12 protein-coding genes are annotated in these 12,184 nt (G+C 73.5%); 11 read left to right on the top strand and 1 reads right to left on the bottom strand.

Annotated elements, in window-relative coordinates; all coding sequences use genetic code 11:
- Positions 1-108 precede the first annotated feature (108 nt).
- On the top strand, positions 109-1,191 hold the full coding sequence (locus F1C76_01040) for a TerC family protein (protein ID QNG35379.1): 1,083 nt from the start codon (positions 109-111) through the stop codon (positions 1,189-1,191).
- A gap of 4 nt (positions 1,192-1,195) precedes the next feature.
- Here the strand turns inward: F1C76_01040 and F1C76_01035 are convergent, their stop codons facing one another.
- Entirely contained in the window at positions 1,196-2,428 is a 1,233-nt protein-coding gene (locus tag F1C76_01035; protein QNG35378.1) for an amidohydrolase family protein, read from the bottom strand.
- Positions 2,429-2,489: 61 nt separating this feature from the next.
- Between F1C76_01035 and F1C76_01030 the strand changes: the two genes are divergently transcribed.
- The 10 genes from F1C76_01030 to F1C76_00985 all read left to right on the top strand — a co-directional run bounded on the left by F1C76_01030 (position 2,490) and on the right by F1C76_00985 (position 12,166).
- Entirely contained in the window at positions 2,490-4,529 is a 2,040-nt protein-coding gene (locus F1C76_01030; protein QNG35377.1) for a S9 family peptidase, read from the top strand.
- 44 nt (positions 4,530-4,573) lie between these two features.
- Complete coding sequence (locus F1C76_01025) at positions 4,574-5,584, top strand: acetamidase (GenBank protein ID QNG35376.1); 1,011 nt, start codon at positions 4,574-4,576, stop codon at positions 5,582-5,584.
- 22 nt (positions 5,585-5,606) lie between these two features.
- Positions 5,607-6,353, top strand: a complete 747-nt coding sequence (locus F1C76_01020; GenBank protein ID QNG35375.1) for an SDR family oxidoreductase — start codon at positions 5,607-5,609, stop codon at positions 6,351-6,353.
- Between the two features lie 93 nt (positions 6,354-6,446).
- Entirely contained in the window at positions 6,447-7,043 is a 597-nt protein-coding gene (locus tag F1C76_01015; GenBank protein ID QNG35374.1) for a DUF4178 domain-containing protein, read from the top strand.
- A complete protein-coding gene (locus F1C76_01010; GenBank protein ID QNG35373.1) occupies positions 7,040-7,549 on the top strand; it encodes a DUF2617 family protein in 510 nt (169 codons plus the stop codon). Before F1C76_01015 ends, F1C76_01010 begins: the two co-directional genes overlap by 4 nt.
- Positions 7,546-7,953, top strand: a complete 408-nt coding sequence (locus tag F1C76_01005) for a DUF4247 domain-containing protein (protein QNG35372.1) — start codon at positions 7,546-7,548, stop codon at positions 7,951-7,953. The genes F1C76_01010 and F1C76_01005 overlap by 4 nt, the downstream gene beginning before the upstream one ends.
- A gap of 34 nt (positions 7,954-7,987) precedes the next feature.
- Positions 7,988-8,431 carry a DUF350 domain-containing protein gene (locus F1C76_01000; GenBank protein QNG35371.1) on the top strand — a complete coding sequence of 148 codons (444 nt, stop codon included), beginning with the start codon at positions 7,988-7,990 and terminating at the stop codon, positions 8,429-8,431.
- Between the two features lies 1 nt (position 8,432).
- Positions 8,433-9,995 (top strand): polyamine aminopropyltransferase, encoded by a 1,563-nt coding sequence (locus F1C76_00995; protein ID QNG35370.1) that lies wholly within the window; start codon positions 8,433-8,435, stop codon positions 9,993-9,995.
- Positions 9,996-10,005: 10 nt separating this feature from the next.
- Positions 10,006-10,440 (top strand): two pore domain potassium channel family protein, encoded by a 435-nt coding sequence (locus F1C76_00990; protein ID QNG35369.1) that lies wholly within the window; start codon positions 10,006-10,008, stop codon positions 10,438-10,440.
- A gap of 55 nt (positions 10,441-10,495) precedes the next feature.
- A complete protein-coding gene (locus F1C76_00985) occupies positions 10,496-12,166 on the top strand; it encodes a glucose-6-phosphate isomerase (GenBank protein QNG35368.1) in 1,671 nt (556 codons plus the stop codon).
- Positions 12,167-12,184: the final 18 nt, after the last annotated feature.

The following is a 12,184-nucleotide window of genomic DNA, read 5'->3' as shown; positions in this document are numbered from 1 at the left end:
CCGTCGGACGTCGTCCGGCGGGCCTGTCGGCGTCCCGGGCACTTCTGGTCGTAGACGTCACGGGGGGACCGGGTGCACCGGCCAACGAGCGCCGTAGTGTGCCCGGACGTGGAGCTCCCGGTCTGGTTCGAGATCGGCACGTTCGTGGGACTCACCGTCCTGCTGCTGGCCGACCTCGCCCTCGTTGCCCGTCGTCCGCACGAACCCTCGGTGCGGGAGGCCAGCATCTGGGTGACGTTCTACATCGCCCTGGCCCTGCTGTTCGGCCTGGTGCTGCTGGTGGTCACCAACGGGGACTTCGCGACCCAGTTCTACGCGGGCTGGCTCACCGAGTACTCGCTGTCGGTGGACAACCTCTTCGTCTTCGTGATCATCATGGCCCGCTTCAAGGTGCCCAGGAAGCTGCAGCAAGAGGTCCTGATGGTCGGGATCATCATCGCCCTGGTGCTGCGCGGGATCTTCATCCTGCTCGGCGCCGCGGTGATCGAGCGGTTCACCTGGGTCTTCTACATCTTCGGCGCGTTCCTGGTCTACACCGCGATCAACCTGGTGCGGAACCACGGCGAGGAGGAGGACTACGAGGAGAACGCCCTCATCCGGCGGCTGAAGAAGGTCCTGCCGATGACGGCGGACTTCCACGGCAACAAGATCCGGGTGGAGAAGGGCGGCAAGAAGCTCTTCACCCCGATGATCGTGGTCTTCCTCGCGCTGGGGACGACGGACCTGCTCTTCGCGCTGGACTCCATCCCGGCCATCTTCGGGTTGACCCGCGAGGCGTTCATCGTCTTCACCGCCAACGTCTTCGCCCTCATGGGCCTGCGGCAGCTGTACTTCCTGCTCGGCGGGCTGCTCAAGCGGCTGGTCTACCTGTCCTACGGCCTCGCGGTGATCCTGGCCTTCATCGGGGTCAAGCTGGTCCTCGAGGCGGTGCACGAGAACACGCTGCCGTTCATCAACGGCGGCGAGCCGATCGAGGCGGTCCCGGAGATCCCGATCTGGCTGTCGCTGGCGGTCATCCTCGGCGTGCTGGTCATCGCCACCGTCGCCTCCCTGCTCAAGACCCGCGGCCAGCTGCCCCCCGCCGAGGGCACCGGGGTCGACCCCGAGGGCCAGCCCACCGGTGAGCCCGGCGAGGACAGCGCCCGCGCCGAGGCCGAGTCCCGGGCGGCCCGGGCGCGCGACCAGCAGTAACGGCTCAGGCGGCCGGGTCGGCGACCCGGCCGCCGTGCACCACCCGCTCGCCGTCCTGCCACACCTCACGCACCCGGCCGGCCAGGCCGGTGAGGTCCGCGGCGTCGCCGTCCAGGACGACGACGTCGGCCCGCTTGCCCGGCTCGAGCGAGCCCAGCTCGTCGTCGACCCGCATCAGCCGGGCCGCCGACAGCGTGGTGGCGTGCCAGACCTCCTCGGTGGTCATGCCGCGGTCGGCCATGAGCTGCAGCTCGCCCAGGTTGTCCCCGTGCTGACCCACCCCCGAGTCGGTGCCCATCGCGATGCGCACCCCGGCGGCGTGGGCACGCGCCACCGACTCGTCGTGGGTGGCCTGCACCGCGACGGCCTTGTCGATCACGGCCTGCGGCAGCGCCGCCCCGGCGGCGACGGCGGCCAGCACCGCGCGGGGTGCCGACAGCGTGGGCACCAGCCAGGTGCCGTGCTCGAGCATGAGCTCGATGGCCTCGTCGTCGAGGAAGATGCCGTGCTCGATCGAGCGGATCCCGGCCCGGACGGCGTTCTTGATCCCGTCGGCGCCCTGGGCGTGCGCCATCACCGCCAGTCCCGCGGCGGTGGCCTCCTCGACCAGCACGGCGAGCTCGGCCGGGCGGAAGTGCGCGTGCCGCGGGTCGTCCCGCGGGGACAGCACACCGCCGCTGGTGGCCACCTTGAGCACGTCGGCCCCGGCACGGACCAGCAGCCGCACCGTGCGGCGCACCTCCTCGGGCCCGTCGCAGACGCCGTCCGGCCGGCCGGGGGTGGGCGGCAGCAGCGGCGTCTCGGCGCCGCAGACGTGCCAGTCGTCGGCGTGCCCGCCGGTCTGGCTGATCATGGCCAGCGAGATCTGCATCCGCGGACCGCGCACCAGCCCGGTGCGGACGGCCTCGGCCACCCCGAGGTCGGCCCCGGCGGCGTCGCGCACCGAGGTGATGCCCAGCGCGAGGGTGCGCCGCAGGTTGCGGACCGCCTCGAAGTACACCTGGCTGTAGGGGGTCTGCAGCTGGCGCAGGGTGTCCACACCGCTCATCAGCACGTGCACGTGGCAGTCGAACAGGCCCGGCAGCACGGTCGCGCCGGTGCAGTCCACGGTCTCGTCGCCGTCCAGGCCGGTGCCGACCTCCACCACCCGGCCGTCCTGCACCGCGACGTCCGCGGGGGCGGCGGGGGAGCCCGTGCCGTCGAGGACCAGTCCACCGGTGAACACCCGTCGCGTCATGGGGTGACCATAGGACCCTGACCCCTGCTAAGCACCTGCCTGCTGGGTTAGCGTCTGCGCCATGCGGCCGTCCGACCTCGCCCTGCTCCGCACCCCCGGCACGGCCACCGTGTCCCCGGACGGTGCCACCGCCGTCGTCGCCGTCACCCGGCTGGACCTCGACGCCGACGAGTACCGCAGTCAGCTGTGGGCCGTCGCCACCGACGGCGGCACGCCGGCCCGCCCGCTGACCCACGGCCACCGCGACTCCGCGCCCCGGTTCTCCCCGGACGGCCGGTGGCTGGCCTTCCTCGGTGCCGAGAGCGGCGGCCGACCCCAGCTGCACGTGCTGCCCACCGGCGGCGGCGAGGCCCGTCGGCTCACCGACCACCCGCTCGGTGCCGGCGCGCCGGTCTGGTCCCCGGACTCCCGGCACATCGCCTACACCTGCCGGGTGCCCGCCGCGGGTCGCTACGGCACCGCCGACGGCGTCGACGCCGCGGCCGAGCCGCCCCGGCTGATCACCACGTTGAAGTACCGGGCCGACGACCTGGGTTTCACCACCGACCGCCGCCAGCACGTCTTCGTCCTCGACCTGCCGCAAGACGGTGACGACGACGCGGTCGAGCCGGCCCCCCCGGTGCAGGTGACCTCGGGCGACCACGACGACAGCGACGTGGCCTGGCACCCGGCGGGCACCGAGCTGGTCTTCGTCTCCGCCCGGCACGCCCGCGCCGACCGGGACCTGGTCACCGACGTCTACGCGGTCCGCCCCGACGGCAGCCACCTGCGCCGGGTCACCGAGAGCCGGTCGTCGGTCTCCGCGCCCACCTACGACCCGGGCGACCTCGAGGGCCGCACGCTCTACCTGGCCGCCCAGCCCGACCTCGGCCCCGACGGCCTGGACTTCGTCGGCCGGAACACCACGCTGTGCAAGGTCAGCGCCGCCGGCGGGTTCCCCGAGCCGCTGCTCGACCCCGAGTGGCACGACCTCGGCCACGACTTCGGCCGCGTGGTGGTCGCCGACGGGGCCGCCTTCGTCGCCGTCCAGAAGCAGGGTGCGGTCGAGCTGCTGCGGGTGCCGCTGGCCGGCGGTGACCCCGAGCCGCTGGTCGACGGGCCCTTCACGGTGTCCGGGGTGGCGGTGGGCGGTCGCGTCGTCGTCGCCACCGTGGGGCACGACCGCTCGGCGGGGGAGCTGCTGGCCATCACCCCCGGCCGCCGCCGGCTGCTCACCGGGTTCGGTGCGCAGCTGCAGGCCACCGGGCGGCTGCACCGGATGCGGGAGAAGACCGCGACCGCGCCCGACGGCTACCCGGTGCACGGCTGGATCACCACCCCGGCCGGGCCGGGCCCCCACCCGGTGCTGCTCACCGTGCACGGCGGGCCGTTCAGCCAGTACGGCTGGACGCTGTTCGACGAGACGCAGGCCTACGTCGAGGCCGGCTACGCGGTGCTGCAGTGCAACCCCCGCGGCTCCTCCGGCTACGGCCAGGAGCACGGCCGGGCGGTCAAGGAGCGGATGGGGGAGCTGGACGCCGACGACGTGGTCGCCTTCCTCGACGAGGCGCTGCAGGAGCCCGACCTGGACGACGGCCGGGTGGGGGTCATGGGCGGCTCCTACGGCGGGTTCATGACCACGCTGCTCATCGGGCGCACCCAGCGTTTCGCCGCCGCGATCAGCGAACGGGCGTTCAACGACCCAGTGAGCTTCGTCGGCTCGTCGGACATCGGGTTCTTCTTCGCCGACCAGTACGTGGGCACCGACCCCGAGCGGATCGCGGCGCAGTCCCCGATGGCCGGGGCCCACCGGATCACCACCCCGACGATGGTCGTGCACTCCGAGGAGGACTGGCGCTGCCCGCTCGAGCAGGGCACCCGGCTCTTCGTGGAGCTCAAGCGCCGCGGGGTGCCCACCGAGCTGCTGCTGTTCCCCGGTGAGGGGCACGAGCTGTCCCGCAGCGGGCGGCCCTCGCACCGCCGGGCCCGCCTGGAGCACGTGCTGCGCTGGTGGGGCCGCTGGCTGCCGACGTCGCAGAACACCTCGGCGGCGGCCCTGCCGGCAGGGAGCACCCGGGACCCGGGGGAGCCGCTGGCCGTCGAGGCCACCCGGGTGCGCTGAGGCACCGCAACGCGGGTGTCACACCCCGGCCCTACGGTGCCGGCATGGACGTCGTCGAGATCACCCCGTCGTTCGAGCAGTACGCCTTCACCTTCGGCGGGGTCGCCCCGTTGGCCCGGGTCGCCCCGGGCACGGTGCTGCGGCTGTGGTCCGACGACGCGTTCTCCGGCGCCCTGCGGGCCGGCACCGACGTCTCCAGCGAGAAGGTCGACCTGTCCGCGGTCAACCCGCAGACCGGTCCGTTCTGGGTCGAGGGCGCCGAGCCGGGGGACACCCTGGCGCTGCACTTCGTGTCCATGGAGCCGGCCCGGGACTTCGGCGTCAGCGCCGTCATGCCGTTCTTCGGCGGGCTCACCTCCACCGAGCGCACCGCCATGCTGCAGGCGCCGCTGCCCGACCTGACCTGGGTGTACGAGCTGGACCGGGCGGCCGGGACGGTGGGCTTCGTGGCCAAGCGCGGCGACTTCCGGGTGGAGCTGCCGGTGAACACGATGCTCGGCACCGTCGGGGTGGCCCCGGCCGGGGGCGAGGTGCGCAGCTCCCTGGTGCCCGACGCCTTCGGCGGCAACACCGACACGCCCCAGATGCGCGCCGGGGCCACCTGCTACCTGCGGGTCAACGTGCCGGGTGCGCTGTTCAGCCTGGGGGACGGGCACTACCGCCAGGGCGAGGGCGAGGCCTGCGGCACCGCCGTCGAGGGGGCGATGACCACCACGGTGATCGTCGAGCTGGTCAAGGGCGCGGCCTCGGCCGGCGGACCCGCCTGGCCCCGGGTCGAGGACGACACGCACTGGATGACCATCGGCTCCTCCCGCCCGCTGGAGGACGCCTGGCGGATCGGGCAGAGCCAGCTCGTGCACTGGTTCGTCGAGCTGTTCGGCCTGGACGTGATGGACGCCTACCAGCTGCTCTCCCAGATCTCCGAGGCGCCGATCGCCAACGTCGTGGACGCCAACTACTCCTCGGTGGTCAAGGCGGCCAAGGCGCTGCTGCCGCCCGCCCGCGCCTACGACGGACTGCACGCCGACCTGCGCGCCCGCGCGGTCCGGCTCTGACCCCACCCCGAGAGGAACCACCGTGGACCTGCAGCTCACCGGCTCCCGCGTGCTCGTCACCGGCGGCACCCGCGGCATCGGCCGCGCCGTCGTCGAGGCCTTCCTGGCCGAGGGGGCCCGGGTGGAGTTCTGCGCCCGGGACGCCGCCGTCGTCGCGGCCACCGCGGCCGAGCTGGGCGCCACCGGCACCCCGCTGGACGTCGCCGACGGCCCGGCGCTCACCGCCTGGGTCGAGGCCGCCGCGGGCCGGCTGGGCGGCATCGACGTGGTGGTGGCCAACGTGAGCGCGCTGGCCATCCCCGACACCGAGGAGAACTGGCAGGCCTCGTTCCAGACCGACCTGATGGGCACGGTCCGGCTGGCCACGGCGGCGCTGCCGCACCTGCGGGCCTCCTCGTCCGCGGCGCTGGTGGCGATCTCCAGCGTCTCCGGGCGCGAGGTGGACTTCACGGCCGGGCCCTACGGGGTGATGAAGGCCGCGATCGTGCACTACGTACAGGGCCTGGCCTTCCAGCTGGCCGGCGAGGGCATCCGGGCGAACACCGTCTCGCCGGGCAACACCTGGTTCCCGGGCGGCGTGTGGGAGCAGATCCAGGAGGGCCAGCCCGACCTGTACGCCAGCTCCCTGGCACTGAACCCGACCGGCCGGATGGGCACCCCGCAGGAGATGGCCGCCGCCGTGGTCTTCCTGGCCAGCCCGGTGTCCAGCTTCACCACCGGGACCAACCTGGTCGTCGACGGGGCCCTGACCCGCGGGGTGCAGTTCTGACCCGGTGACGGGCTGGGCACCCGCTGTGAGCCCGCTGTTGGGGTTCGCTACGGTCTCGGTCGGCCCGTCGTCGACCTGCTGGAGGACCTCCCGGTGACCGAGTTCCTGCTCGTCGTGCTGCTGATCGCGGCGGTGGCCGTCATCGCGGTGCTGGTGCTGCGCAGCCGGCGGACCCGTCGTCCCGCGCCCGGCCGGGTCGACCCGCTGGCCGACCAGCCCGACACCTGGGACCCGATGAAGATCGGCGTGGCCGACGTGATCACCTACGCCGGGATCGACCACGTCGTGCGCGGCACGATCACCATGACCGAGGGCGGCGTGAGCTGGTACGAGCACCTGCTCGACGGCTCCACCGGTCGCCGCTGGCTCACCGTGGAGGACGACGAGGGCGACCTCGAGCTCACCCTGTGGCAGCGCGTGGAGGGCACCGACCTGGTGCCCGGGGGCGACGTGGTCGTCAACGACGTCGTGCACCGGCAGGTCGAGCGCGGCCAGGCCGCCTTCCGCTCGGAGGGCACCACCGGGACGCCGCCCACCGGCACGGTCGACTACGCCGACTACGCCACCCGCGACAAGACCGGTCTGCTCGCCTTCGAGCGCTGGGCGCCGACCCAGTCGTGGGAGGTCTCCACCGGCCGCCGGGTCACGCCTGCCGAGTTGACCGTCTACCACGCCCAGCCCGGCTCGTGACGGCGCTGGACCTCGCCGTCCCCACCCGCGACGTCGCCGCTTCGGCGCTCGGGCTGCTGCTGGACGCCCCGGCACCGCCCGGGCTCGCGTCGACCACGCTGTCCGACGGCCGGGGCGGGGAGCTGGTGCTCACCGTGCTGGGCGCCTCGCACGTGGTCACCGCCCGCCGGGACGGCGCCACCCGCACCGAGCAGGTCTCCTGCGACGCGGTGGCCGACGGCGGCGACCCGCTGCCCGGCCGCGCCGACCGCCGCGGGTACCGCTTCACGTCGACCGTGGAGCAGGTGCCCACCGCCGAGCTGGCCGACCGGGTGGCCGATCTCCGCACCCGGGCGGCCGGCCGGTCCGACTGGCTGGTCGCGGCCTTCCCCGGCCACGCGGCCGCGCTCACCGCCCTCACCGGTGCCGCGACGGCGACCGGCTGGACCTGGCGGACCTGGCACCTGTACCCCGGCGCCGGGACCAGCGACGTCGTCACCACCCACAGCGACTGGAGCCCGGCATGAGCACCCGACGCGTCCTCCCGGCAGCCCTCCTGACCGCGGCCCTGGTGCTGGCCGGCTGCGGGTCCGGCGGCAGCCCGGAGAGCTTCATCCGGGACACCTACACGTCCACCGGCAGCGACTCCGACGGCGAGAGCTTCTCCTCCCCGGACCCGGTGGGCACCACCACCGCCGACATCGCCGAGGCGGCCCCACCGGCGGCGCGACAGAGCGACGGCGGCGCGGAGTACCTGCGCTACGACGACGACATCGTCATCGTCTCCACCGCCACGGACGGCAGCACCGTCCGGGTCGAGGACGTCGACGGCCGGTACAGCAGCGGCTACTACGCGTTCCTGGGCTCGGGCTTCCGGCCGGGGTCGCCGGCCTCCGGCGGCGGCGACGGCGGCCCCGGAGACGGCAAGTGACCACCCACCGCACCCCCGACAGCAGGAGCGCCCCGTGACCTTCGGATCCCTGGACGGCAGCGAGCTCGGCGACGGCGTCGTCGCCACGCTGCTCTACTTCGTCGTCGGCATCGCCGTCCTCGGCCTGGGCTTCCTGGCCCTGGACCTGCTGACGCCGGGCAACCTGCGCAAGCAGGTCTACACCGACCGCAAGCCCAACGCGGCGATCCTGCTGGGGGCCAACCACCTGGCGCTGGCCGTCATCGTGACCACCTCGATCATGACGAGCTCCGACGAGCTGCTCCAGGGCCTGGTCGACTCCGCGGTGTACGGCGTCCTCGGGGTGGTGCTGCAGGCCGTCGCGCTGCGGGTGCTCGACGCGTTCGTGCCCGGACACCTGCGGGCCATCGTCGACGAGGAGCGGATGAGCGGCGCGGCCTGGGCGGTCGCGGCCAGCCTGTTCGCCATCGGCGTCGTCAACGCCGCCGCGCTCTCCTGAGCTGACCGTGGCGGTGCTCGAGCGGGAGACGGTCCGGCCGGTGCGCTGGTACCGGCCCCTGCTGCTGGCCGCCGTCGCCGTCTGTGCCGCCTGCGGGCTGGTCTACGAGCTCGTCCTGCTCACCCTGTCGGCCAGCCTGGCCGGGGGCGGGATCACCCAGACCTCGCTGATCGTGGCCGGGTTCGTGGCCGCGCTCGGGGTGGGTGCGCTGCTGGTCAAGCCGTTGCTGGGGCACGCCGCGGCGACCTTCGTGGCCGTGGAGATCCTGCTGGGCGTGGTCGGCGGGCTGTCCGCCGTCACCCTCTACGTGACGTTCAGCTTCTACGGGGCCAGCGGTGCGGTGCTCGTCCTGGGCACCGCGGTCATCGGCGTGCTCGTCGGCGCCGAGGTGCCGCTGCTGATGACCCTGCTCCAGCGCGACGCCGACGGGGTGGACGCCGAGGGCAGCGGACGCCTGCTGGCCGACCTCAACGCCGCCGACTACGCCGGGGCGCTGCTCGGCGGCCTGGCCTGGCCGTTCCTGCTGCTGCCGCTGGCCGGACAGGTGCGCGGGGCGGCGCTCACCGGACTGGTCAACCTCGTCGCGGCCGCCGTCGTCGCCTCCGTGCTCCTGCGCCACCAGCTCACCCCCCGGGCCCGCCGGACGGCGACCGGGGCCCTGCTCGCGGCGGCCACCCTGCTCGGCGCGCTCCTCTGGCAGGCCGAGGACATCGAGGTCGGCGCACGACAGCGGTTGTACGACGACCCGGTGGTCGCCGCCGAGCGCTCCCAGTACCAGGACGTCGTGGTCACCCAGCGCGGCGACGACGTCCGGCTCTACCTGGACGGCGACCTGCAGTTCTCCAGCGTCGACGAGCACCGGTACACCGAGTCCCTGGTGCACCCGGTGCTGGCCCGCGACCCGCGGCGGGTGCTGGTCCTGGGCGGTGGGGACGGACTGGCCGCCCGTGAGGTGCTGCGGGCGCCCTCGGTCGAGGAGGTCGTGCAGGTCGAGCTGGACCCCGCCGTCCTGGAGCTGGCCCGCACCCGGCTGGCCGGCCTCAACGCCCACGCGCTGGACGACCCGCGGGTGCAGGTCGTGGTCGAGGACGCCTTCAGCTGGTTGCGCGAGGCTCCGGGGGAGCCCTTCGACGCCGTCGTCGTCGACATGCCCGACCCCGACACCCCGGCGCTCGGGCGGCTGTACTCGACCGAGTTCTACGGCCTGGTCGGCAGCGTCCTGGCCCCGGGCGCGCTGGTGACCGTGCAGGCCGGCAGCCCGTACTCCACCCCGACGGCCTACTGGCGGACGGTGAGCACCGTGGACAGCGCCGGGCTGACCGGCACCCCGTTCCACGTCGACGTCCCCAGCTTCGGCGACTGGGGCTTCGTGCTCGCCCAGGCCGGGGACGTCGCGCCGGAGCTGGCGCTGTCGGACCGGCTCCCGCCGACCCGCTTCCTCGACGCCGCCGTGCTGGAGGCCGCCGGGGTCTTCCCCGCCGACCGGGCGCCGCAGCGACTGGAGCCCAGCACGCTGGACCGACCCCGGATCGTCGAGGACATGCGGCAGGGCTACCAGGGATGAGGGTGACGAGATGAGCAGGTTCGTGAACGGGCTGATCGCCTGCGCCAACCGCACGCCGCTGGCGATCGGGGTCTACCTGACCTCGGTGCTCGCCTCCGCGCTCGGGGTGAGCCGGGTGGAGGGCTGGGGCTTCGGGGACTCGGTGTGGTGGGCCTTCACCACCACCACGACGGTGGGGTACGGCGACCTCTCCCCGGCCACGGTGCCGGGCCGGGTCATCGCCGTGGTGACGATGTTCGCCGGGATCATCGGGATCGGCGTCATCGTCGGCCGGATCGCCGCGGTCGTGATCCGCACGCACGACGACTTCACCCACGAGGAGCAAGAGGAGCTCGCCGCCGACGTCGACGAGCAGCTCCGGCTGCTGCGGCAGATCCAGCGCGACCTCCGCACGGCCACCGGCGCCCGCGGGACGGCCACCGGCTCCAGCCGCTCGCGCGGCTGACCCGGGGCTGCCCTAGCGTCGGGGACGACGATCCCCGACCTCCCTGGAGCTCCACGTGGCTGCCGCCTCGCACGACCCGACCACGACCGCCGCCTGGTCGGCCCTGCAGGCCCACCGGGACGCGCAGAGCCCCGATCTGCGCGGCTGGTTCGCCGACGACCCGGGCCGCGCCGAGCGGCTCACCCTGGACGTCGCCGACCTGCACGTCGACCTCTCCAAGAACCTGGTCATCGACGAGACCCTGGGCCTCCTCCGTGAGCTCGCCGAGCAGACCGGCGTGCTGGACCGGCTGCAGGCGACCTTCGCCGGTGAGCACGTGAACGTGACCGAGGACCGCGCGGTGCTGCACACCGCGCTGCGCCGTCCCGAGGGCATGCAGCCCCCGTTGGTCGTCGACGGCCAGGACGTCGACACCGACGTGCACGCCGAGCTCGCCAAGGTCTACGCGTTCGCCCGCAAGGTCCGCTCCGGGGAGTGGACCGGGGTCACGGGGCAGCCGATCGCCACCGTGGTGAACATCGGCATCGGGGGCTCGGACCTCGGCCCGGTGATGGTCTACGAGGCGCTCAAGGCGTCCGTGCAGGACGGGCTGGAGTGCCGGTTCGTCTCCAACATCGACCCCACCGACCTGGCCGAGACGACCAAGGACCTCGACCCCGCCACGACGCTGTTCGTCGTCGCGTCCAAGACCTTCGGCACCCTGGAGACCCTCACCAACGCCCGGCTGGCGCGCCAGTGGCTGTGGGACGGCCTCGCGGTCCCGGACTCCGACGACGAGCGCCGGTCCGCCGTCGCGAAGCACTTCGTCGCGGTCTCCACCGCACTGGAGAAGGTGGCCGACTTCGGGATCGACACCGACAACGCGTTCGGGTTCTGGGACTGGGTCGGCGGCCGGTACTCGGTGGACTCCGCCATCGGCACCTCGGTGGTCGTCGCGATCGGCCCCGAGCGGTTCGCCGAGTTCCTGGCCGGCTTCCACGCCGTCGACGAGCACGTCCGGACGACGCCGCTGGAGCGCAACGTGCCCCTGCTCATGGGGCTGCTCAACGTCTGGTACGTCAACTTCCTGGGGTCCCAGACCCACGCCGTGCTGCCCTACAGCCAGTACCTGCACCGGTTCCCGGCCTACCTGCAGCAGCTGACGATGGAGTCCAACGGCAAGTCCGTGCGCTGGGACGGCGAGGCGGTCACCACCGACACCGGCGAGGTGTTCTGGGGCGAGCCCGGCACCAACGGCCAGCACGCGTTCTACCAGCTGATCCACCAGGGCACCCGGCTGATCCCGGCCGACTTCATCGCCTTCGCCACCCCCGAGCACCCGCTGGTCGACGGCGACGCCGACGTGCACGCCCTCTTCCTGGCCAACTTCTTCGCCCAGACCAAGGCGCTGGCCTTCGGCAAGACCGCCGAGGAGGTCCGGGCCGAGGGCACGGCCGAGGACGTCGTCGCGGCCCGGGTGTTCTCCGGCAACCGGCCGACGACCTCGATCATGGCCGCGGCGCTGACCCCGTCGGTGCTGGGCCAGCTCATCGCGCTCTACGAGCACGTCACCTTCACCCAGGGCGCGGTCTGGGGGATCGACAGCTTCGACCAGTGGGGCGTGGAGCTGGGCAAGCAGCTCGCGCTGCAGATCGCCCCGGCGCTCACCGGGGACGACGAGGCCCTGCAGGCGCAGGACTCCTCCACGAAGGCGCTGATCGGCTGGTACCGGCAGCACCGGGCCTGAGGATGGCGCGCGCCCGCG

The organism is Geodermatophilaceae bacterium NBWT11, assembly GCA_014218215.1.
Classification (GTDB): domain Bacteria; phylum Actinomycetota; class Actinomycetes; order Mycobacteriales; family Geodermatophilaceae; genus Klenkia.
This window is presented reverse-complemented; position numbering and strand designations above follow the sequence as displayed.